The 22671-nt window shown below is 69.3% G+C and carries 18 protein-coding genes and 1 pseudogene; 10 read left to right on the top strand and 9 right to left on the bottom strand.

Annotated features, from left to right (window positions below; all coding sequences use genetic code 11):
* Positions 1-190: 190 nt before the first annotated feature.
* A complete protein-coding gene (locus ACQPWU_RS30445; RefSeq protein ID WP_433427515.1) occupies positions 191-535 on the top strand; it encodes a hypothetical protein in 345 nt (114 codons plus the stop codon).
* A gap of 24 nt (positions 536-559) precedes the next feature.
* Here the strand turns inward: ACQPWU_RS30445 and ACQPWU_RS30440 are convergent, their stop codons facing one another.
* Positions 560-907: a DUF2809 domain-containing protein gene (locus ACQPWU_RS30440; protein WP_433427512.1), complete on the bottom strand. Its 348-nt coding sequence runs from the start codon at positions 905-907 to the stop codon at positions 560-562.
* 74 nt (positions 908-981) lie between these two features.
* Between ACQPWU_RS30440 and ACQPWU_RS30435 the strand changes: the two genes are divergently transcribed.
* From ACQPWU_RS30435 to ACQPWU_RS30415, 5 genes are all read left to right on the top strand, one after another.
* Positions 982-1347 (top strand): helix-turn-helix domain-containing protein, encoded by a 366-nt coding sequence (locus ACQPWU_RS30435; RefSeq protein ID WP_433445327.1) that lies wholly within the window; start codon positions 982-984, stop codon positions 1345-1347.
* 11 nt (positions 1348-1358) lie between these two features.
* The gene (locus ACQPWU_RS30430) at positions 1359-3659 is read left to right on the top strand and encodes an ATP-binding protein (RefSeq protein ID WP_433427510.1); all 2301 of its coding nucleotides are present in this window, start codon (positions 1359-1361) and stop codon (positions 3657-3659) included.
* 275 nt (positions 3660-3934) lie between these two features.
* Positions 3935-4438, top strand: coding sequence for a hypothetical protein (locus tag ACQPWU_RS30425; RefSeq protein ID WP_433427508.1), 504 nt, complete (start codon positions 3935-3937; stop codon positions 4436-4438).
* The gene (locus ACQPWU_RS30420) at positions 4435-5535 is read left to right on the top strand and encodes a molybdopterin-dependent oxidoreductase (RefSeq protein WP_433427505.1); all 1101 of its coding nucleotides are present in this window, start codon (positions 4435-4437) and stop codon (positions 5533-5535) included. The genes ACQPWU_RS30425 and ACQPWU_RS30420 overlap by 4 nt, the downstream gene beginning before the upstream one ends.
* Positions 5532-5906 carry a hypothetical protein gene (locus ACQPWU_RS30415; protein ID WP_433427503.1) on the top strand — a complete coding sequence of 125 codons (375 nt, stop codon included), beginning with the start codon at positions 5532-5534 and terminating at the stop codon, positions 5904-5906. The genes ACQPWU_RS30420 and ACQPWU_RS30415 overlap by 4 nt, the downstream gene beginning before the upstream one ends.
* A 100-nt stretch (positions 5907-6006) precedes the next feature.
* On the opposite strand, the pseudogene ACQPWU_RS30410 reads toward ACQPWU_RS30415, so the two are convergent.
* Together ACQPWU_RS30410 and ACQPWU_RS30405 are read right to left on the bottom strand one after the other, a co-directional pair.
* Positions 6007-6285: pseudogene (locus tag ACQPWU_RS30410) on the bottom strand (DUF302 domain-containing protein); the annotation flags it as partial.
* Positions 6286-7292: 1007 nt separating this feature from the next.
* Complete coding sequence (locus tag ACQPWU_RS30405; RefSeq protein WP_433427501.1) at positions 7293-8207, bottom strand: NAD(P)-dependent oxidoreductase; 915 nt, start codon at positions 8205-8207, stop codon at positions 7293-7295.
* A 38-nt stretch (positions 8208-8245) separates the two neighbouring features.
* Between ACQPWU_RS30405 and ACQPWU_RS30400 the strand changes: the two genes are divergently transcribed.
* On the top strand, positions 8246-8824 hold the full coding sequence (locus ACQPWU_RS30400; protein ID WP_433427499.1) for a TetR/AcrR family transcriptional regulator: 579 nt from the start codon (positions 8246-8248) through the stop codon (positions 8822-8824).
* Here the strand turns inward: ACQPWU_RS30400 and ACQPWU_RS30395 are convergent.
* From ACQPWU_RS30395 to ACQPWU_RS30380, 4 genes are all read right to left on the bottom strand, one after another.
* The gene (locus ACQPWU_RS30395) at positions 8792-9823 is read right to left on the bottom strand and encodes a Mu transposase C-terminal domain-containing protein (protein ID WP_433427497.1); all 1032 of its coding nucleotides are present in this window, start codon (positions 9821-9823) and stop codon (positions 8792-8794) included. The two genes, ACQPWU_RS30400 and ACQPWU_RS30395, sit on opposite strands and share 33 nt — an antisense overlap.
* Complete coding sequence (locus ACQPWU_RS30390; RefSeq protein ID WP_433427495.1) at positions 9784-10200, bottom strand: helix-turn-helix domain-containing protein; 417 nt, start codon at positions 10198-10200, stop codon at positions 9784-9786. The genes ACQPWU_RS30395 and ACQPWU_RS30390 overlap by 40 nt, the downstream gene beginning before the upstream one ends.
* A 472-nt stretch (positions 10201-10672) precedes the next feature.
* Positions 10673-11869 carry an MFS transporter gene (locus ACQPWU_RS30385; RefSeq protein WP_433427493.1) on the bottom strand — a complete coding sequence of 399 codons (1197 nt, stop codon included), beginning with the start codon at positions 11867-11869 and terminating at the stop codon, positions 10673-10675.
* Between the two features lie 54 nt (positions 11870-11923).
* Entirely contained in the window at positions 11924-12517 is a 594-nt protein-coding gene (locus tag ACQPWU_RS30380; protein ID WP_433427490.1) for a TetR/AcrR family transcriptional regulator, read from the bottom strand.
* A 212-nt stretch (positions 12518-12729) separates the two neighbouring features.
* On the opposite strand from ACQPWU_RS30380, the gene ACQPWU_RS30375 reads away from it, so the two are divergent.
* On the top strand, positions 12730-13719 hold the full coding sequence (locus ACQPWU_RS30375) for a tyrosine-type recombinase/integrase (protein WP_433427487.1): 990 nt from the start codon (positions 12730-12732) through the stop codon (positions 13717-13719).
* A 596-nt stretch (positions 13720-14315) separates the two neighbouring features.
* Positions 14316-14546, top strand: coding sequence for an NUDIX hydrolase (locus ACQPWU_RS30370; RefSeq protein ID WP_433427484.1), 231 nt, complete (start codon positions 14316-14318; stop codon positions 14544-14546).
* Between the two features lie 789 nt (positions 14547-15335).
* Here the strand turns inward: ACQPWU_RS30370 and ACQPWU_RS30365 are convergent.
* Positions 15336-15698, bottom strand: coding sequence for a nuclear transport factor 2 family protein (locus ACQPWU_RS30365; protein ID WP_433427481.1), 363 nt, complete (start codon positions 15696-15698; stop codon positions 15336-15338).
* 494 nt (positions 15699-16192) lie between these two features.
* On the opposite strand from ACQPWU_RS30365, the gene ACQPWU_RS30360 reads away from it, so the two are divergent.
* The gene (locus ACQPWU_RS30360) at positions 16193-16879 is read left to right on the top strand and encodes a GNAT family N-acetyltransferase (protein ID WP_433427479.1); all 687 of its coding nucleotides are present in this window, start codon (positions 16193-16195) and stop codon (positions 16877-16879) included.
* Between the two features lie 117 nt (positions 16880-16996).
* Here the strand turns inward: ACQPWU_RS30360 and ACQPWU_RS30355 are convergent, their stop codons facing one another.
* Complete coding sequence (locus ACQPWU_RS30355) at positions 16997-22462, bottom strand: carboxyl transferase domain-containing protein (protein ID WP_433427477.1); 5466 nt, start codon at positions 22460-22462, stop codon at positions 16997-16999.
* Positions 22463-22671: the final 209 nt, after the last annotated feature.

The following is a 22671-nucleotide window of genomic DNA, read 5'->3' as shown; positions in this document are numbered from 1 at the left end:
CAATTCCAGGAGACCGAGCTGAAGGTGGCCGCCATCTCAGCTGCCGCGGTGAGCGGATAACCCGCCGCGTATCGCGGAGGCGGTCCACTGAGATCAAGGAAAGGCTTGTTCGATTCAGTGGAACTCGGCGGCTCTACCGATCACTGCGATCACGCAATCGCTGATCATCAGTCGAGAGGAATGGATGAGCATGACAGGAAAATTCCGACTCATGGCCATGGCGACGCTCACCTCTGCCGCACTGGTCGCGTTGCCCGCCTATGGCGCGTCGGCCTCCGCCGGTGCACTGGCCGGGCCGACGGCCGTCGCGGACGCGAGCACCATCCTCGACAGCGCCCCGGACTGCGCGACGACCTGGACGGGACACGACCTCAGCAAGTGGGTGAAGGTGCGCAACGACTGCGGCCGTACCATCCGCATCAAGATCATCATTCAGTACAACTTCGACAGCCCGTGCAAGGTGCTCCAGCCGCACAAGACATTCTTCTTCCGTTACGGCATGGCCTCCTACCTGGACGAGGTCAGGTCCTGCTGACCCCGAGCAGGATCCGCCACGCCGTCATCCCGCCCTCCGCAACCAGAGCGTGTGCGTGGCCCAGGCCGCCGCGGCGCCCACCGCGTACCAGAAAAGGTCGGGCGGGTTGAACGTGCTGCCCAGCAGTGGCCGCAGCACGGCCGGGATCTCCCCGAGCTGGGCGAACTCGATCGCCCAGCTCGCCCCGGCCGCCAGCGCCGCCGCCATCCAAGGGCGCACCCTGGGGAGGGCCAACGCCACGAGCGTGTAGATCAACACGGTGTAGAGGGCGTCGCCCGCGTACTTCGACACGGGGCCGTCGAAGAACGCGCGCACCCCCAACCCGACCGCAACAGTCAGGACGGCTACGCAGAGAATGGGCAAGCGGGACACCAGATCACGTTAGCGCCAAGAGCGGTGCAGATTTACACCGCACAAGGCAACGAAGACGAAGCGATGCTCCGCCAATCGCGCGTGTTCCTCACGTACGCCGTACTCGCGGCGACAATCCCTTCCCCCTGCCCGAAGCCCACGGGCTCGACCACATCCGCTTAGCGCGGGCGGACGATCCGGGGGAGTCGTTCCTCGGCAATCGCGGGCACGTCCAGCGCACCGCCGTCGGCCTGTGCGACCGCCGCGTGAGCGTGTACTACCGGCTGCGCCGGATAGAGAAGATCGCCGGCGTCGACCTGTCGAACGGCGACGACGCCTCGCCTTCCACCTGGGTCTCAATCGTACTCAGATGGCCCAGGCTGGTATCGCCTGGCGGGCCGGGCACTCCGGCTGACCTGGCGAAACGTTTGACCTGGTTCGTGGGCGAAACCTACTGTTAACCATGGCAGTGGTGACGCGAAAGCGGCCCGCCGGTAACCTGCCCGTCGAGGTGACGGAGTTCGTCGGCCGCCGGCAGGAGCTGTCACAGGCCCGGCGGATGCTGGCCGAGACGCGTATGCTCACGCTGACCGGCCTCGGCGGGGTGGGCAAGACCCGGCTGGCGTTGCGCGTGGCGGCTGAGGCCCGGCGAGCCTTCTGTGACGGCGTGTGGCTGGTCGATCTGGCCCTGCTCCAGGACGGAGAGCTGCTCCCGCGGGCTGTGGCCGACGCTCTGGGTCTGCGTGACGAGTCGTCCCAACGCCCCCTGTCGGGGCTGGCGGAGTTCCTGGAGGACAAGCAGTTGCTGCTGGTGCTCGACGGCTGCGAGCACCTGACGTACGCGGCCGCCGTGCTCGCCGGCAAGCTGCTGGGCGCGGCCCCCAGACTGCGGATCCTGGCGACCAGCCGGGAGACGCTGGGCGTCGAAGGTGAGTACGTGCTGACCGTGCCTCCGCTGGCCGTCCCGGAGCCGGGCCAGCCGCTGGCGGCCCTGACGCAGTCCGACGCGGTGAGGCTGTTCGCCGAGCGGGGCACCGCCGTGCTGAACGGTTTCACGGTCACGGAGGCCAACGCGGAGGCGGTGACCGCGCTCTGCCGGCGCCTGGAAGGCATCCCGCTGGCCATCGAGCTGGCCGCGGCCCGGCTGCAGGCACTGTCCGTGACGCAGATCCTCGACCGGCTCGACACCCATACTCCCGCCTACCGCGCCTTGGTGCCCCGGCACCAGACGATGCGTGCGGCGATCGACTGGAGCTACGACCTCTGCACCCCGCAGGAGCGGACCCTGTGGGCCCGGCTGTCGGTCTTCTCCGGCGAGTTCGACCTGGAGGCCGCCGAACACGTGTGCGCGGGCGACGGCCTGCCGCAGGAGCAGATCTTCGACCTGGTGGCGTCCCTCCTGGACAAGTCGATCCTGGTACGCGGCGAGGACGTCACGCACGCCCGTTACCGGCTGCTGGAGATCATCCGTCAGTACGGCCAGAACGTCCTGGCCGAGTCAGGGGAGGAGGTGGCGTCGCGCCGCCGGCATCGCGACCACTTCCGCGGCCTGGCCGTACGGGCGGAGGCCGACTGGTTCGGCCCGCGCCAGGGGGAGTGGATCGCCCTGCTGCGGCACGAGCACGCCAACCTGCGGGTCGCGCTGGACTTCTGCCTCCGCGAGCCCGGTGAGGCGCGACACGCCCTGGAGATCGTGGCGGCGTTGTGGAACTACTGGGTGTTCTTCGCCGGCTCCTTCGGCGAGGGCCGCCATTGGCTGGAGCGGGCGCTGGAGCTGGACAAGGAGCCCACCGCCGCCCGGGTCAAGGCGCTGTGGGTGGACGCCTGGTTCGCCCTCAGGCAGGCCGATCCGACCGCGGCCTCGCCACTGCTGGAGGAGTGCCGCGAGCTGGCGCGGCGGCTCGACGACCGGGTCGCCCTCGCGTTCGTCGCGCACTTCTCCGGGCTGACCGCCTACCTCCAGGGCGACACGGCCGGCGCGATCGGGCTCCTGCGCGAAGCGCGGGACCTCCACGCGGCCAACGGCGACCAGGACGGCGTGTGGATGACTCTGTTCCACCTGGTCATCGCCTACTCCAGCGCTGGAGACGATGACCGCGCGGACTCGCTCGCCGCCGAGTGCCTGGCGATGTGCGAGGCCCGGAGCGCCTACCTGTCGAAGTCCAACGCGCTGTGGGTCGTCGGGCTCGCACGGTGGTTCAGGGGCGAGCAGGAACGGGCCTCCGCCCTGGTCAGGAGCGGCCTGAAGATCATGCGGTCGCTGGACGACCGGTGGGGTGTCGCCGCCTGCCTCGAGGTGCTGGCCTGGGTCGAGGCGGCCGACGGCCGGGACGAGCGCGCGGCCCGGCTGTTCGGCGCCGCCGGCATGGTCTGGCAGGCGATGGGCACGTCGCTGCCGGCGCTCCGGCCGTTCGCCGAGTTCCACAACCTGTGCGAGACGCAGTTGCGCATGTCCCTGGGCCATTCCGGCTACACCGACGCGTTCCAGCGCGGTGTCGAGCTCACCGTCGATCAGGCCGTCGACTACGCGCTGGACACGGGGGCGCGGGCCCCCGCACCCCGCCGGGAGGCGGAGCCCGGGCAGGCGGCCGCTCTCACCCCCAGGCAGCGAGAGGTGGCCGACCTCATCGCCGAGGGGCTGAGCAACAAGGACATCGCCGCGAAGCTGGTCATCGCCCAGCGCACCGCCGAGAGTCATGTCGAGAGCATCCTGACCAAGCTGGGATTCACGTCCAGGGTGCAGATCGCGGCCTGGGTCAGCAGTCACCGGTGACGCCTGCGGCATCGTCAGGCCCGCCCGCGCGACGAGACCAGTACGGCCGGTCGCAGACCCAACACGATGCCGTCGTGACCGGTCGCCGCCAGGGCCTCGGCCACGTGCCCGCCGGGAAACGGCCGAGCCGGTGGCCTTCACTCCTACGCCGCCGACCGTAGCACGGCCGAGGGATCCCCGAAGCGACGTTCGCGGTTCGTAAGTGTTCTTACGGAGGGCGAACGGCGGACGCCGTGGCGGCCGAGAACCGAGCCAGGGGTGCGAGGCTGCCGACTATGAGCCGGAACATGCACCTCGTCGCGCCGGCGGCCGTGGCGGCCAAGCCGCTCCCCGGCGCCTTGTCCGATGTGGTGGCGAACGGAGTGGCGTGGCGGCGCCTCCTCGGCATCGCAGTGCCCGCCACGCTCGTGGTGGCACTGTCGTTTCTGCCGTACGTGCCGGCCTCGGGAACCTCGGTGGCGGGCCACCTTCAGGAGGAGCGGTACGACGGCCATGGCAACCGGTACGCGGTCCTGCGGTTGCTCCTGCCGTACTCGTGGGCCCCCTACGTTGCGATCACGCTGCTTGCCCTGATCGTCCTGGCCGTTCTGAGGTACGGCGATGCCGAGCGGTCCTGGCGGGGTGCGCTGCTGGCCGTGGCCCTGGAAGGCGCGGTCGCCTACGCCGCCGGCCCGGCCGCCCTCGACAGTTTTGGAACCCCTTTCCAGGCCGCGGCTGCACCGGCCGTGCTGATCGGCTGGGTCGTACGCCGCCCTCATCGAGTGGAAATAAGCCAATGATCCTCAAGACCGTCTCCGCCAGGTTCACCAGCCGCCTGCGCTCTGAGCAGGTGGCCGCCAAGCTGGGAGCCTGGCTCGGCGTGAGCTTCACCGTCGCCTTCGCCACCGGGCTGTTCAGCCACTTCCTGCAGCATCCGCCCGCCTGGCTGTTGTGGCCATCCAGACCGGTCAACCTCTACCGGGTCACCCAGGGGCTGCACGTCATCGGTGGGATCGCCACGATTCCCCTGCTGCTGGCCAAGCTGTGGGTGGTGTACCCGAAGCTGTGGCAGTGGCCGCCGCTCCGCTCCGCCGGCCACGCCGTCGAGCGCCTGTGCGTGCTGCTCCTGGTGGCGGGCGCGTTGTTCCAGCTCGTCACCGGGGCGCTGAACATCGCTTACGTCTACCCGTGGCCGTTCGGCTTCCTCCAGGCGCACTACTGGACGGCCTACGTCGTCTATGGCGCGCTCCTGATCCACGTGGCCAACGAATGGGCCAAGGTCAGGCGGAACCTGTGGACCCGGGTGGAGAGCCCGGAGCGTAGGCGCTTCCTGTTCACTGTCGCCGCCGCCTGCGGTCTGACAGCCCTGGTCACCGCCGGCGAGGCGGTCACCCCCTTGGCACGGCTGGCCGTCCTGGCCCCGCGCGATCCCCGTGTCGGAGCCCAAGGGGTGCCGGTCAACCGGTCTGCGGCCGCGGCGGGCGTGGTCGCAGGCCCGGACTACAGACTGCTGGTCACCGGTGCCGTCCGTACGACCCTGTCGCTCGGCTACGCCGACCTCGTACGGCTGCCGCAGCACACCGTGCGCCTGCCGATCTCGTGCGTGGAGGGCTGGAGCGTCGAGTGCGAGTGGACCGGAGTCCGGCTGCGCGACCTGCTCCTGTCCGCCGGCGCCTCCCCGGACGCCTTCGTCACCGTTGAGTCCCTCGAACGGGCGGGGGCATATCGGACCAGCGAGCTCCGCCCACCTCACTGGACCGACCCGCTGACGCTGCTGGCTCTGCGGATCAACGGGCAGACCCTGGACGCCGACCATGGCTACCCGGTTCGCCTGATCGCGCCGAACCGGCCGGGCGTCCAGCAGACCAAGTGGGTCAAGGAAGTGAGGGTGGCATGAGGTGGGTCGGCTACGCGGCGGGCGCCGCGCTGATCGTGCTCGGCCTGGCCGGGCTGGCGATGGAGGGCGTCTTGATCGGGTGGGCGCTGTGGTTCGGCGGCGTACTCGTCGTGCACGACGCCCTGCTCGCGCCGGGGGTGGCGGTGGCCGGCACGGTGATCGGCCGGTGGCCACGGCCCGTGCGGACCGCTCTGATCCTGGCGGGAACGCTGGTGGTGGCCACCCTCCCGACCGTGCTGGCGCTGGGCCGGCGGGCTGACAATCCCTCGATCCTCCCGCTGGCCTACGGCGTCAACCTCCTGATCGTCCTCGCCGTCATCGCCTTGCTCGCAGTGGTGGATCACCTGCTGTCGGCATCTCGTAAGGACTGAGCACCTGAGCCATCGCGCTTTCGATCACATGCCGGAGATCTTGATCATCGCCAAGGAACCGGTGCCGGGGAGGCGGCTCAACCCCGGGTCGCGCCTTCGCCTATGACGATCGGGGCAGGCTATGCATCGGAGTCTGATTCGTCGCCTGATGAATCACCGCCGCAAGGCCCTCTTCCATGGCCTTGATGGTGGCTTCGCTCTCGGTTCCCAGTTGGTGACGGTCGGCGATCCAGGCGGCATCGTTGTAGGTCGACCACACGTCGCCGTCCGCGTCCTGCCAGGCAAGAGCCTTCACGGGGAGGTCAATGCCGCTGGTCTGCCGCTCCTGTATCAAGGGGGTGCCGCCCCGGGGGTTGCCGAAGATCAGCAGCTCGGTCGGCCGAAGCTGTTCACGCGGTGGGGTCCTCGGGGCGTTCTACGAACTGGCCGCGTTCGAAGTGGGCTCCGGCACGGACGAGGGACAGGTGGTGGTACGGGGTGTCGGCTCCCAAGCTCAGCTCCGGTTAAACGACGCCGGAGAATTGCGCAGTGGGGTAGGGGTGGCAGGCGAAACCTCAGCCTGGCCCGGCGAAGCGATGAGCAGCGAGGTCGCGCGACTGCCAGCACATCCCCGCGAGCGACGCTCAAGTCTTGGCGCATTGTGGGGGAGCAGCGGGACTGCTCAGATGGGCTGGCTGCGTCCTCGGTATGAATCTACAGTGTAAAGGCGCTTGGCTAGATTTATAACCCCGTCCCCAAACTGGGCCGATTTCCACAAGGGGATGAGACTCGTCTTCGGGCCGACCTTCGCCGGCGACCCCGAACGGCGGTGGCTGCGGGCGATTGCGCTGATCCGTTCGGAGGTGACTCCGGCGTGCAAGCCTGCGCTTCCACATCTTCCCCTGTCTAAGCATCGAATGCGGTTCCCCCGACTCGCTTCGAAACGTGATCACCGGAAGCGTTGAGGCAGCCCCACCGAGACGAGAATGATCTCTCTCGGCGAGTCGCCCACCTCGCACATTTCACAGTCCATTGACAAGAGAGCAGGTCTGGTCACTTCCACCTGAGCGGCACCACAGGCAGGAAGGGAGGTGTTCAGGGCTGTGTCGACGCTGGACTGCTGGACGGGAGTACCCAATGGGTGACACCGTTGCGTTGAACGCATCGCTCTCCCGCCGAGGCCCAAGCTCCGTACTCACATCAGTCGGTCTTGCCACCGGTCATCTCCAGTCGTCCATGCTAGGAGTGGCCGCAGCGGCCAGGCCGGTCAGGGCCTGCTTCAGTGCGGCGACGAGCCCCGCTGACCAGAGCCTCATTGCTCAGCGGGAATTTCCGGCCAGTACCCCGGGCCGCCATTCACCGGCAGGCCGAAAGCATCGCCAAGGCGCGCGGCTGGCCGTCGCCCGCCTACCGGAGCGTGGCCCGAATCGTCGCCGCCGTACGCTCCTCGATCGCGCGGATCACCGCCACCATGTCGGTACCGGCGAGCCCCAAGGCGGCGCTCTCGCCGAACAGGGCGTGGCAGACGTCAAGCAGCGGCGAGGCGATCCCGGCCGCGCGCGCCGCCTCAGCGATCCGCCGGCAGTTGTTATCCAGGACGTCGGAGATCGCGGCCTGCACGGTGAAGTCCCGGTCGACCAGCTTGGCCGCCTTCGTCTGGGACACGCTGCTCGCCATAGGCCCTGCGTTGAGCACGCTCACGAACCGCTGCAGGTCCAGGCCATGACGGTCGGCGAAATGGGCCGCCTCGGCCAGGCCGGTGACCATGGTGATCAGGAACAGGTTGACCGAAAGCTTCATGAGCAGTGCGTTCGGGACCGGCCCGAACCCAATTGTCTCATGGCACATCGAGCGGAGCAGCGGGAGCACGTCCTCCGTGCCAGGCGGCTCGCCGGCCACCATCGCCACAAGCCGCCCGGCCTCGGCCGGCTTACGCGAGCCCGAGACCGGCGCCTCGACATAGGCACCGCCGGCGGCGCGGATGTCGGCTTCCAGCTCGCGTGAGTATTCCGGCGAGGTTGTCCCCATGTGGACGATTGCGTGCCGTGCGACGTACGTCTCGAACACAGGGGTGCCCCGGCCCAGGACGGCGTCGATCGCCGTGTCGTTGGCCAGCATGAGGATCACGGTACGGGCCTGCTCGAACACCTCGATGGGGCGCGCCGCCACCTTCGCGCCTGCCGCGCGCAGCGGCTCGCTCCTGGCCGCCGAGCGGTTCCAGACGACGATCTTCATCCCCGCGCGCGTCAGGTTGAGTGCCATGGGCTGCCCCATGACGCCGAGGCCGATGAAACCCGCGTCCATGACCACCTCCCCGGCCATCGTACTATGACAAGCGTCATAGAGGGAGAGGCGTTCAGATGGCGCACGGTCCGAGAGAGCGCATCGTCTACAGCGCGGCGCAGCTGCTGCGGACGCGGGGGGTGACAGGGACCGGCATCCGTGACGTGGTCGAGCACGCGGGCGCGCCGCGGGGGTCATTCCAGCACTACTTTCCCGGCGGTAAGGACCAGCTCGTCGGCGAGGCGCTGCTCTGGGCCGGGGACTTCGCGGCCGAGCGGGTCGCCTCCTACGCGCGCATCGCTGCCGACCCGTCACCGGCCGGGCTCTTCGCCCACATGGTGGAGCAGTGGAAGGCCGAGTTCTCGGTGCGGGGCTACGAGCGCGGCTGCCCTGTGATGGCCACGGTCGCCGACCTGGCGGGCGGGGAGTCCGCGGTCAACGAGCAGGTACGTGCCGCGCTCGGGCGGTGGGAGGGGGCGGTGGCCGCAGAGCTGGTGCGGCTGGGCGTGCCCGGGGAGCGCGCAGGCGCGGTGGCGACGCTGATGATCGGGGCTCTGGAAGGCGCGATCATGTTCGCCAGGGTCCGCAGGAACGTCGGTCCGCTGGACGCCGTCGTCGCTGAACTATCGCCCTTGCTGGACTCGTACCGGACCTGATGGCCGGGCCCTCACAACGGCACCCGCGAGGCTATCCGGCACTCCAATGCGCGGTCCACTCCTTGCCCCGCGGAAGCTTCCGCCAGCAACCGCACCCGCTGGCGGGCGAGGGCGGCGTCCGGCGGGGTGGCGCAGGTAGACGCGGATCTCGGTGATGTCGCGGGGGCCGTAGCGGATGGTGACCTGTTCGCCGACGTAGTCGGCCAGGACCGGGTCGATGTAGCGCAGGGCCTGGAACTGGATGCCGTCGGTGTGGACCTTGCGCGGTTTGGCGACGGTGCACAGCAGGAGGTCCAACTGCTCCAGGGAGTCGGGCATGCGCGGGATGAACGCGCCGGCCTCCCACCGGGGCTGCGGCGGGAGGCGGGTTTCCGAGTGTGGCCGCAGGTTGTAGACCTCGCGGATGAACCGGCCGATCGCGGTGTCGAGCTCGGCGAGGGTCAGCTTGGCTTGGGCGGCGCGGTCCTTGCTGCCCTTGGGGGCGTAGCCGGGCAGGTGGGCCAGGCACATCTGGTTCATGGTCTCCATGAACCGTTCGATTTTGCTGTGGCCGTGCGGCTGGCCCTTCTTGCTGAACATCGGCCGCACGCGCAGGTCGGCCATCACCTGTTCCAGGTGCGAGGAGGTGAAGTCGCTGCCGTGATCGAGGTGGAACACCTCGGGGATCCCGCACACGTGCCAGGCCGGTTCGGCCTTGCGCCAGATCGCCTGCCGGAAGGCCAGCGCGGTGGACAGCGCCGAGGGCGCTTCCAGGTTGACGGCGTACCCGGCGATTGCGCGGGAGTGGTCGTCATCGATGGCGGTCAGCCACGGCCGGGCCGGTTGGCCCTTGGGATCCACGACCCACAGGTCCAGCTCGGTGTGGTCGGCCTGCCAGATCTGGTTCGGCTTGGACGCCTCCCTGCGATGCACCAGCTCATACACCTCCCGGTAGCGTTTCGTGCCCTCCAGCCCGAGAGCTATGAGCGCCGGATCAAGGTTTCGGACGATCTCGTGCACGGTGGAGTATCCGGGGACCGGCCATCCCGTGCGGTGGCGACGCTGGCGGCCTGCCGGTGGATCACCGCGACGCTTCTGCGGGGCGGCCGCAGCGCCAGGCCCTCGATCAGCAGCCGCAACGGCTCGGGCATCCGCGCCCGGCCGCGGTCCGAGCGCGGCCGGCGCACCAGCCCGGCCAGGCCGTCGGCCTGGTAGGCGGCACGCCACCGGCGCAAAGTCCGCTCCGGGACCTCGCAGGACGCGGCGACCTGGGCCAGCGGGACATCGTCTTCGAGGTGGGGCCGCAGCAGCCGCCAGCGCTCGATCGCCGCCCGGCGTTGAGCGTCGCTGAAGCCCGTCAGCGGGGCGGGGTAGCCATCTGATGCGGCTTTTTCCATCAACCGTCCCTTTCTGGCCGCCATGACACCACTGCGCTGGCCGTTCACTGGCCCGCATCGAGTGTTCCCGATCCTCTGGCGAAAGTCGCCGGCGGTAACGGAGTTATGCCCGGCCGCCGGCCGGGTTGGCGGGCTGGTCGGCGGAGGCGGCGGGCTGGTGAGGTAGTTCTGGAAGGCGGGGGCGACGATGGCGATGAGGGGTGTTGAGGTCGCAACTCGGTCAGCGGTGCGTCTTGAACAGGTGGCGGCCCTGGGCGATGCCGATGAGGTGGTCGAGCGCCAGGACTAGGCGCAGGTCGAGGTCATCGACGGACAGGTGGGCGCGGGCCTGCTCCAGCAGGGAGGTGGTGAGGAAGGCGCGTCAGGCAAGTAGACCCCAGCATGCCGGGCTCTCGTACGGACGGGCCGCCCGTTGTGCGGGTTCGGCCCGTGCGTCGCGTCAGTGGGTGGTGGATTCGGTTTGTGTGGCGCGTCAGTGGGTGGTGGCGGCTTCGCCGCGCTCGTGAGTGAGGCTCTCCGTCGATGATTGGGCCCTGGTACGGCCGTACTCGGGCAGGAGGGACACCATCCCGAGTACGGCCAGCCCGACGCCCAGCCAGAGGGGAGCTCGCAACCCGAAGCCGTCGATGACCAGCCCGCCGATCGAGGAGCCGATGATCACCCCGAGGGTGATGAAGGAGGCGTGGACGGTGTTGACCAGCGGCCCCGGGTTACCGACGCGCTGGACGCGTACGGCCATCGCCGGGTTCATGGTCACTCCGACCAGCCCGACGCCCAGCATGGCGATCACTGCGGGGACGCTGAGGTGAGCGAATATTGCGAACCCGGCCAGGAAGATCGTGTTGAGGATCAGCCCGGACAGCAGGACGCTGGTGGTGTGTTTGTCGGCCAGGCGTCCGACGATGTGGTTCCCGATCACGGTGGCTGCGCCGTACGCGACGAGCAGGAGGGGTACAGACTCCGAGGTGAACCCGGTGACCTGGGTGAGGATCGGGCTGAGATAGCTGAAGGCGGCGAAGGTCGCGCCGATGATGAGGGTGCTGGTCGACAGCGCCAGCCACAGCCGGCCGTTCCTGAAAACCGCCATCTCCTGCCTGAAGTTGCTGTTGCCGCCGTCAGCACGCCCGAGCCTGGGAACGCCCGTCATCGTGGCGAGTGCGGCGATGACGGTCAGGGCGCCGACGGCCCAGAAGGCGGCGCGCCAGCCGAGCTGCCCGCCGATCAGTGTGGACAGTGGCAGCCCGAGCAGGGTGCCGAGCATCAATCCGTTCAAGACGATGGCGAGGGCGCGGCCGCGTACCTCCGGACGGGTCAGCTGGACCGCCACCGAGATGGCGACTCCGAAGAACGTCTGGGATGCGACGCCGGTGATGACGCGCGCGACCATCATGATCGGGTACGAGGGCGCGACAGCCGCGAGCACGTTGCCTACCAGAAAGATTGCGAACAGCAGCATGAGTGCGGGTTTGGGGCGTATCCGTACCAGCGCGACGGTCATCAGTGGCCCGCCCGCCGACATGGCCACTGCGAAGGCGGTGATCAGATAGCCGATTTGGGAGATGGTCACGCCGAGTCCGCCTGCCATCTCGGGCATCAGGCCTCCGACGGCGAACTCACTGGTCACCATGGCGAAGATGCCTATGGCCAGGACGTAGACGGCTCTGGGCAAGGGGACTCCTTTTTGCATCAATCGGTGTAGAACATGGGCATGAAAAAGCAGAGGTCAGGCCAGGGCGTCCATGGCCGTGGCCGCGATGGCCTCGATGGTGGCGTCGTCGGCGCCGCCCTGAGCAGCCACCCGGATCCCGGCGATCACGGCGTTGACGAACCTGGCGAGCTCGGCGGGGTCGCGGGTGGAGCCGATATCGCCATCGCGCTGCCCGCCCCTGATGGCCGCGCTCAGGCTGACGACTCGGCGCTCGGTGTCGCGGGCGAGCATCAGAGTGATCTCTGGGTCGCGGCCGGCAAGCTCCATCGTGGTGTTGACAGTCAGGCAGCCGAGGCCGTGGCCGTCGCGCCGGTTCTCTGCCTCCGTCTGGAGGATCTTGGCGAACAGCGCGCGGATCCGCTCGATTGCGGGCAGCTCGTGATTGTCAAGGATCCGCAACTGGTCGGCAGTGGTGGCGTCCATGTAGCGGGTCAACGCGCGCTTGAACAGCTCGCGCTTGTTGGTGAAGGCGTTGTACACGCTGCTGCGGTCGAGACCGAGCGCCTCGCACAGGTCCCTGGTCGAGGTCGACTCATAGCCGTTCGCCCAGAACGTGCGCATCGCAGTGTCCAGGACCCGGTCCTCATCGAATGATCTCGGCCTCGCCATACGAGCACGCTACCTGTTTTGCATCAGTCGGTGCAATACGAGATGGTTCAGCGGGCGGAAGGCGGCCGGAGTACGCCAGAAACACACCGAAGGCCGGAAACATGTACGTCATAATGGTCTATTATCACGTACATGAGCGATCACGGCGGCGCGGCGACCAGGACAACCCTCCGCCGGGACGGTGCGCGACTCCGGCACGTTATCCGGTACATATGGGCCACCATCTGGGCCGGCTCCATCAACGCCGCCCGGCGGCCGGCATGAGCGCCGCGCCGAAGGTCGCAGCGCTGCGCGGTGGAGGTGTCAGCCTCGCCGCGGCCGCCGACGCCTTCCTGGCCACCCCACGCACGGCCAACCCCAACACCCACCGCGCCTACGCCTCCGCGATCGACCGCACCATCGACCGGCTCGGCCGCGACCGTCCGCTCGCCGACGTCACCGACACCGAGATCGGCACCGCGCTCACCGCCCTGTGGGGCGCGAGCACGCCGGCGACCTGGAACCGCAACCGAGCCGCCGTCACCTCCTGGCTCGCCTGGTGCCAGACCAAGAAGCACTGGGCCGCCCCGTCGGTCCCGGCCGACGCCGAACGCCGCAAGGAAAGCGCCGACGAGACCCGCGCCGTGGCCAAGACCACCATCCACCGGCTGCTGTCGCGCCGCGACATCCCGCTACGAGAGAAGACGCTGTGGCGGATGCTCTATGAAACGGCGGCCAGAGCGGCCGAGATCCTCGCCCTCAACGTCGAAGACCTCGACCTGGAGCACCGCCGCGCCCCCGTCCGCTCCAAGGGCGGCGCCATCGAATGGGTGTACTGGGACAGCGGCACCGCCCACCTGCTGCCCCGTCTACTGCGCCTCCCGGACGGCAGCACGCGCACGCATGGTCCGCTGTTCCTGTCCGAACGCCGCCCTGTCCCCGCCCGCCGCCCGGCCGCCGCCGACATCTGCCCGCACACCGGCCACGCCCGCCTCGGCTACGACCGCGCCCGCGTCCTGCTGAACAAGTACGCCAGCCTCGACCTGCACCAGCTGCGCCACAGCGCCGCCACCCACCTCGGCGACGCCGACGTCCCGCTGCAGCTCATCATGGGCAAGACCCGCCACAAGAACCCCCGCACCGCCATGCGCTACGTCAAACCCGGCGCCGAAGCCATCGCCAAGGTCACCGAGGTCCTGGCGCCCCGCCGCCGTACTCACTGACTCGCGTTTGACGCGTCAGCTGACCGACTGGGAACCATCCTCGGCCAGATAGCTCTGGGTCTCCCCGGCCATTTATCGCCGGAGCTCACAGGCGAAGGGGATGCCATAGGCCACGACCATGCCTTCGACCTAGTGCAAGCCCTTGTGCTCAGCAGCCAGACGGCTGGCGGTGGCGAAGCAGGTACGCCGACAGGGCCGACGTGAACAGTGTGATCGCCAAAGAAGTGCACGAACCAGCCGACGGCAGAAACTACATCAGGTTCGACCCATCCATCGGCATACACATATTCGGTGGTGTGACCACTGGATGGGTACGCGGGCACGGCGACGGCGAAGGAACCAACAGTTCTCCCCGGATGGCCTAGAGGTGCGCCGCCAAGCGCCCGGCGGCGGCCATACGTTGGGAGACGTGCATTGCGCCGCGGTCAACGGCAAGAGTGCGTGATCAGTGGCTCTGTTCGTGGGTTTGGGCGCCGCCCCTCGGTGGGGGCGGGATACGTCTGTCGTCGGCCGGCGCACCGCTCACGCACGGTGACGGGTGTCGGAGGCGGGACGCGCCTTGTCTGCGGCCGATCCGCATGGGTCAGAATGTGCCGATGACGATCTCCGCTGACGACTCCGGTCCGGTCCGGATTGTGACGGCCGTTCTTCGCGACGGCGATCGGGTGTTGCTGTGTCATCGAAGTGCCGGACGCCGTTGGTATCCCGACGTGTGGGACCTGCCGGGCGGTCATGTTGAGGCGTGGTTCATGACGTCCGACCTTGACAGCCTGCGTCTCGCCCATGAGCCGTATCTCTCGATGCTCACCGCCGTGCTCGTCACGTGACGTCGCTCGGGAAGCCAGGGGTGCGCGCTCATCGGCAGATCCGCGCACTCGCATCCGGCGTGGTTCATGATTGATTGCACGGAGGGTGAACGGGCTCCGGAGCTACCGCCGGCGCCACCGGCGGGCAAGATCCACAAGTGGTGCCGGTTCTCACGAACATCTCGGCACGCGGCGCCGGCAACGTGGCGCCGAAAGTCGCGAACATCTGGCGCCCAATCTCGTGAACGAAGCCAGATCAGCGCTGTCGGCGGATGATAGTCCCGCTCAACATCACCGACCATACGGATCCAGCCGTACGGATTACATAGGTGTCAGCAGGTGCCCAGCACCCTGCCGAATTGATCTCTTAGGTATCAAGGCGACGGCGCTCCGAGCCGCCGCACGGCCCGCCGCTCGCTCCGCCCGGCCGGGCGTGCGGCGTGGGCGCCGGGCGCCAGTAGCTTCGGCCGGAGAGGAGGGAACTGCGGGTGATCACGCACGCCGCTACGCCACCGGCAAGGTGCCCCGAGCCGACCCGGCCGAGGAGTACAGCGTCGGCCGCTCGACCATCCACCGCATCATGCACAGCCCCGGGCAGGACCAGGCGTAGGGTCCGTCTGCTGGACTACGACCAGGCGACGTTCACGTTCTGCGGGTATGCGTTCGATCGCACGGCCTGACATGCCCGCGCAGGCATGTCAGGCGGATCGCGGGTAGAGGTGAAGGTCACCAGCAGGTCCCACGCAACCGACAACTCGCGACAGCTGAATAGGCGACCTCACCAGTACCGACGCCGTGGTAGACGTGGCTCTACACCGCATAGACGGGCGCCAGGTCGACGAAGATGCGGTAGTCCGAGATCAGACCGTCGTCGCGGGTATGCCAGATCGACACGGCCACGACGCTGACGTCCTTGCCGTCGAGGCGCCGGTATGTCACCTCGGTCTCGGCAATGGTGTCGGCGTCGACCTGCCACGTTCTGACGAGCCTGTGCGCGAGGCCCGCGATGGTCGCGAAGAATATCCGCAGCCCCTCGGCGATGGCGTTGCGTCCCACCATGGGCTCGGCATTGCCGAACACCATCCTGGCGTCCTCCGCCAGCAACTGCACGAACTTGCCGGGATCGAACGAGTCGACCACCTGGAAAACGCGCCGTGCCTCATCGTCGGACATACCGATCTCTCCTCCCGCGGCGAGGGTCGCTGCTCGGGACGTTACGTGGCGACGGGCAAGATGCAACCCCTTCTGAAAAGCAACTGACCGGATCGAGAAGAGCCTGGCCAGTCCCCGCGGCTTGAGCCGAAATCCAACAAATATGCCTCGGACCGGCGCCGACCCTGCGGCACGGCACCTTGGTCCCGGACACCTTCACGAGGGAAGTTGTCCAGGTCTTCCTATCGGCGAGGGGATGCCTGTGAGGTTCGATCGTCCATAGGGCGACGTCATCGACCTCAGTTCGTGGTCGGTCGCGGTGCCGCGGATCGGCCGCCGCGGATGTCAGGGGCGGCCGATCAGGGCGCGGTGACAGGCCGCCATCAGCTCTGGACCCGTCGCCAAGTAGCTGTGCGTGACCTGGAGTTCCTGGGCGGTCCTCAGACGGGCTCGGGTTGATGATCGCAAAAGGGATTGCGCGGGGGCCGGCGAACAGCAGTGCGGATCGCGACCGCGTGGACATCGGCGTGCGACTGCTGCGGACCGCCATGGCCGAAGTCGTCCCAGCGGGCACCCGTCCCCCCGGGTACAGCCGCATCGTCCCACCCGATTGGCGCGAGGCTGGGGCGACCGAGCGCGTCGTCGAGGACCGCATGGTCGCCCTGGAACGGAACGGCGGCCGCCTGCTCGTCGAACGACTGCGTCTGGAGTGGCGCCCCGGAACGCCGGTCCCCGCGCCGAGCGGGCGCCTGGTGTTCCGGCCGGTCCGCGACACCGAGGAAATCCTCGCCCTGATGACTCTGGTCCTGGACGGGACGCTCGACGCGCACAGCAGAGACGACCTGACCCGGATGTCCCCCCGCGAGGCGGCCGTCAGACACTATGAGGACGAACTCGCGCACTACCGGAGCCCGCGGGACTGGTGGCGGATCGCGACGCTGCCGGACGGCGAGCCGGTGGGGTTCGTCACCCCGGCCCGCAACGACTACAACCCCATCATCGGCTACCTCGCCGTACTGCCCGCACACCGCGGCAACGGCTACATCGACGACATCCTTGCCGAAGGCACCCGTATCCTCATCGCGCAGGGCGTCCCGCGCATCCGGGCGGCCACGGATCTCGGCAACACTCCGATGGCGAACGCCTTCGAGCGCGCCGGATACGTCAACTTCGAACGCACGATCAACATGGCCTGGATCTGAGCCGGGCGTCGGGCGGGGAGGCCACAACCGACCTCCCCGCCAGCGCTGCAGCGGGCTGGGGATGATGCCGCCAGCGGTGCGTCTCGGTCGCCATCAGGAGGTTGTCACCAGAGCGCCTCACTGTCCGCGCAGGCGGGACTCGATGGCCTCTATGATCCGTGGGCGCAGCTCCGCGGCGCGGATGACGGCGTCGACGGAGCCGACCTCGACCGCGCGCTGGATGTTGTGCACGCGGTCGAACTCCGCGGCCACCTCGCCGAGCTTCTCCGCGCGGACCGACGAGCGGAGCTCGTCCAGCTCTGCGGTCAACGCGGCGCGGTCGGCGCCGGAGGCGGCCGCGGCGCGGGCCTCCAGGTCCCGCACGCGCGGGTCGGCCGCGGTCCGGGCGTTGACCTCGCCGGTGAACACCACGGCGGCGGCGGGGGCGCCGCCGAGCACCGAGGCGAACGAGCCCTCCAGGGCGAGCACGGTCATGTTCGGGTTGAGTGCCTTGGAGAACACCACGAATGCGCCGCCGTGGTACCGCGAGATCACGCAGAACACGATGGGCCCGCGGAAGTTCACGATCGCGCGGCCGATCTCGGCGCCGTACTCCAGCTGCAGCTTGCGCATGGACTCCGGTGAGCCGTCGAAGCCCGACAGGTTCGCCAGCACCACCAGCGGCCGGTTGCCGCTGGCCGCGTTGATCGCTCTGGCGGCTTTCTTCGACGACCGCGGGAACAGTGTGCCCGCGGTGTAGGTGTCCGGGCCGTCGGTGGGCGGGAAGCCGCGGCGCGGCACCGCCCGGGACTCGATGCCGAGCAGGCACACTGGCATGCCGCCGAGGTGTACGTCCTGCACGACCGCGGTCTCCGCGTCGGCCATGCCCGCCCAGCGTTCCAGCACCGGGTGGTCCTGGTCGGACAGCGCTCGCATCACGGTCCGGATGTCGAACGGTTTCTTGCGGTCCGGGTTGGCCGCGGTGGAGAAGATCTCGCCGACGGTGGTGAAGTCGCTGCCCTCGACGGCATGTGGGAAGTCGGAGATGTCGCGGTCGACGGGGTCGGTGGTCTCCGCCCGCCGCGGCGCGTGCTCGCCGGGTGCGATGTAGGTGTGGTCGTAGTGCGACATCAGCACGTCCCGGGCTGCGGCCAGGTTCGGCGCCCAGTACTGGGCCTGCCCGTTCGGTCCCATCACCCGGTCGTAGCCGCCGATGCCGAAGTTGTCCTCGGCCGACACGCCACCGGAGAAGTCGAGCGACTGCTTGCCGGTGAGCACCATCGCCGAGTCGGGCGTCATCACCAGGATGCCCTTGGTGTGCATGAGCATCGTCGCCTCGGCGTTCCAGTACGGCTGAGCGCCGACGTTGATGCCCGCGACCACGATGTTGATCTCGCCGCCGTCCTGGGTGAACTCGACGATCCGCTTGAGCGCCGCGGCCACCCAGTCCATGTTCTCCGTGCCCGACTCCATCGAGATCCGGGCGCCGGCCGACAACGCGTACCACTCCAGTGGCACCCGCATCCGCTCGGCCAGGTCCATCGCGGCGATCACGCGGCGGCATTCCGGCTCCGACAGCGCACCGAGCGCCTTTGTGGGGTCGCCGAGCAGCACGACCCTGGTGACGCCCTGCGGGTGCCGCCGGGTCGGCGTGGTGACCACACCTGCGACGATCGCCGCGGTGTTGCGCCCCTTCGGCCGGTCGACCGGGACCAGTGTGTGGTCGTCGTCGAGGTCGTGTTCGGTGAAGTCGCCGAGCAGGCCGGTCAGCTCGTACGGGTAGACCGTGTTGCGGCTGCTCGCGCGCAGCACCTTCTGCCGGTAGTCGTCGATCGGCTCGATCTGCTCGTTCGACGGCTCGCCGACGGTCACCTGGGTGCCGCCGGTGGCGTCGAGAGAGATGCGCACGGCGATCTTGGTCAGCTCGCCGGTCTCCCTGTTGCGCTGCCGCGCGATGAACAGGGTCTCCTCCAGTCCGGCGCCCGCGGTGGTCGGCAGCACGCGCCGGGCGATCATCTCGATCTCCGCGTGGGTGATGTTGCTGGGCGGCCAGACGTAGATCACGATCCGGTTGGTGTTGAGGCGTTTGTTCGACGGTCGCCGCGACTGCGCGCGGCGGATCGAGTCGACGCAGGCGGCGATGGTGTCCTCCGCCGTCGGCAGCGCGACCAGCCTGCCGTCGTGGTCACGCAGCTCGGTCAGGTCGCGCACCTGCGCGAACGCGACGAGACGGTCGTCGGAGGGGTTCTCCCGCGCCACGCACTGGAAGAGGTAGACCTCCTCGTCCGATGACGGGAGCCGGGTGAGGTCGAACTTGCTCAGCCGCTCCAGCTGCATGCGCTCGGCGATGTAGGGGTGCAGGCCGCGGATCAGCCGCTCCTCGGTCATCCCGGTGGCCGACGGGCGGAAAGTGAAGTGGTGGTGCATCACCGCCCCGCCGCGGCCCGCGACGGTGGTGGTGATTCTGCGGACCTGGTCGGGCAGCGGGTGCGCGCTGACGATCTCGTGCAGTGCGGCCGCCATCGCGTCGGAGTCCTCCGGCTGCCTCTCCCAGGCGAGATAGATGTCGGCGTCGATGGCGTTCTCGCCGCCGGCCAGCTCCGCGAGCCCGCGCAGCGCGCTGCCCAGCGTCTCGAAGCTCACCGCGGAGGAGACCAGGCACGAGCCCGCGCGCTCGGCGATCAGGAACGTGCAGCCCGCGACCTCGCTGGTGCGGACGCCGGTGAGGCCCTTGTTGCCGTAGTAGCGCCGGGTCAGCACTTCCAGCATGACCGCGTTGTCCAGGTCGTCGCGGACGAGGCGCTGGCCGAGCAGGCGGACCAGCGGCTCGGTGCTGCGTACCATTTCGGCGATGCGCTCGGCGCGGTCCGGCGCGTCCGGGTGCGCGTCGAGGTGGCGCAGGTGCTTGCGGACGCCGGCGTAGACCTGGGCGCGGTTGCGGCGCAGCAGCGGCCGGCCGAACCAGGCGAACACCACGCCGCGCGCGAGGTCGGAGACCACGGGGAAGCGGACCTGCGTGGCGGCCAGCAGCCGTTCGAGCGCGAGGCCGGCAGGCTCGCGCAGCGCCTCGTCCGGCGGCGGCTCCCGCAGCCAGGTGCGCAGCAATGTCGCGACGAGCGTGGCGTCGGTGGACGCGCGTTGCTGGGCCAGGAAGATCCGGAACACCGCGGCCTCGAGCTCGCCGGAGCGCTCCAGCTCGGTGACACCGTAGTGCCCGAGCGCTTTGGCGAGCTTGGCCTGGAACGTCTTGGGCAGCCCGGCCCGTTCGACGTCGAGGCTCTGCAGGTAGGTGTGGAAGTACTCGCGCGGGCTGTGCACGTGGCCGCCGCCGTCCTCGCCCGCCGGCCGGTTGCGGCTCAGCTCGGCCAGGTCGGCGAACGCCTCGATGAGTTCGAGCTCCTCGGCCAGCGGCCGGTGGCCGTCCTCGATGACCGTACGGCGCGCGGCGAGGTAGTCGTCGAGCACCCGGCGTTCGTCGTGCGGGTCGAGGTCGAAACCCAGCAGCAGGCTGCGCAGGTCCTCCTGGCCGCGCGTGGTGCGCTCGCGCGCCGGGATCGTCCCGGGCGCGGCGGGCAGGTCCAGCTCGACGGACCCGGCGGCCGAGGTGGCCTCGGCTTCGGCGGCGTCACCGGCGAGCGGCTCCAGCCGCAGCAGCGGCGCACCGCTCTCCACCTGGCTGCCTACGGACACGGCGCATTCCTTCAGCCGCGCCTTGAACGGCGCCCGCAGCACCGTCTCCATCTTCATGCTCTCCAGCACGAGCACCGGTGCGCCCGCGTCGACCTCGGCGCCGACCTTCACCGGAGTGGCGACGACCAGCGCGGGCGCGGGGGAGCGGACGACGCCGCCCTCGTCGCGGCTGACCCGGTGCGTGACGCCGTCCACTTCGACCAGGTGGATGGGCCCGTGTGTGCCGGTGAGGAGGCGGTATCGGACGCCGTTGACGACGATCTGACCGGTGTGCCGGTCGAAGCGGTCGAGGTCGACGTCGGCGGTGCGGACGTCGCCACCCGCTTCGACGCCGACGCGGAACCGATGCGCGCCGACCCGGGCGACGCGCACGCGGTAGCCGACGCCACGCAGCTTGAGATCCAGCGGCCGGTTGCTCTCGTGCTGCACCTGCGGGCGCCCGCCGAACGCCGTCGACAGCAGCCGCTGCCGCTCGGCGCGTTCCTCCTCTTCGTAGGCCTCGATGGCGGCGGCCGCCAGCGCGACGCCGGAGTGACGGTGTGAGACGAGCCTGCCTTCGCCGCGGACGCGGTCGATCCAGCCGGTGTCCGCGCTGGCATCGATCACCTCGGGCTGATCGAGCAGGTCGAGCACGAAGCTCTTGTTCGTCGCGCCGCCCTCGATGATCACCGTGGTCTGCGCCATCGCCCGGCGCAGCCTGCCGAGTGCCTCGTCGCGGTCGCGGCCGTAGGCGATGATCTTCGCGATCATCGAGTCGAAGTCGGCGGGGATGGTGTCGCCCTCGCTGACGCCGGTGTCCACGCGGATCCCTGGCCCGGCGGGCAGGTCCAGTCGCACGATGCGGCCCGGGGAGGGCGCGAAGTCGCGGTCGGGGTCTTCGGCGTTCAGCCGGGCCTCGATGGCGTGCCCGCGCTCCATCGGCGGCTCGCCTTCGAGCCTGCCGCCGGATGCCACGTGCAGCTGCGCCTTGACCAGGTCGAACCCGGTGGCGAGCTCGGTGATCGGGTGCTCGACCTGCAGGCGGGTGTTCACCTCGAGGAACGCGAACAGCTTGTCGCCGGGGTGGTAGAGGAACTCGACGGTCGCCGCGCCGCGGTAGCCGACCGCGACGGCCAGCCGTTCGGCCGAGGTCTTGAGCTCGGCTGCCTGCACAGCGCTGAGCACCGGCGACGCCGACTCCTCGATGACCTTCTGGTTGCGCCGCTGCACCGAGCAGTCCCGGACGCCGAGCGCCCACGCGGTGCCCTCGCCGTCGGCGATCACCTGGACCTCGACGTGCCGGGCACCGGTGACCAGGCGCTCCAGGAACACGGTGCCGCTGCCGAACGCCCGTGCGGCCTCCTGGCTGGTGCGCTCGTAGGCGTCGGCGAGCTCGCCCTCGTTCATGATCACGCGGATGCCGCGCCCGCCGCCGCCGGCGGTCGCCTTCAGCATCAGCGGGTAGCCGATCTCGGCGGCCGCCGCCAGGGCGGCTTCCAGGGTCTCGACCGCGCCGCGGCTCCACGGCGCGACCGGCACGCCGACCTCCTCGGCGATCAGCTTCGCGCCGATCTTGTCGCCGAGCTTGCGCATGGCCTCCGCACTCGGTCCGACGAAGGTGACTCCGATGTTCTCGCACAGCTCCGCGAACGCCGGGTCTTCCGCGACGAAGCCCCAGCCGACCCACGCGGCGTCGGCCCCCGTCTCCACCAGCGCGCGCTCCAGCGCCTTCAGGTCGAGGTACGGGCGCGCCGACGCGGGACCGAGATCGTAGGACAGGTCCGCTTCGCGGACGAAGGTGGCCGTACGGTCGACGTCGGTGTACAGGGCGACGGTCTCGATCGGTGTCCCGGTCTCCGCGGCGAGGTCCCGTACGGCGTGGATGAGCCTCATGGCGGCCTCACCACGGTTGACGATGGCGACACGACTGAACACCCGACCGAGCCTCCTATAGATCGACGATGTGCGCGCGGCGACACGGCGGTCCCCGACTATGTCCACTCTTTCGTCTATCGGCTGGCAGTGTCATGTCGTGGACAGTGCACGCTATGCGGCCCCAGTTGTGGAAAACGACCAAAAACCGTCGGCCGGCGGCACGCTCTGCCGCACTTCGACTGTGACATGAAGTGAGCGACGTGCCGTTG

It is taken from the genome of Nonomuraea sp. CA-141351, assembly GCF_050944675.1.
Taxonomy (GTDB): domain Bacteria; phylum Actinomycetota; class Actinomycetes; order Streptosporangiales; family Streptosporangiaceae; genus Nonomuraea.
Note: the sequence above shows the minus strand (reverse complement) of the source record. Positions and strands in the feature narration are given on the sequence as shown.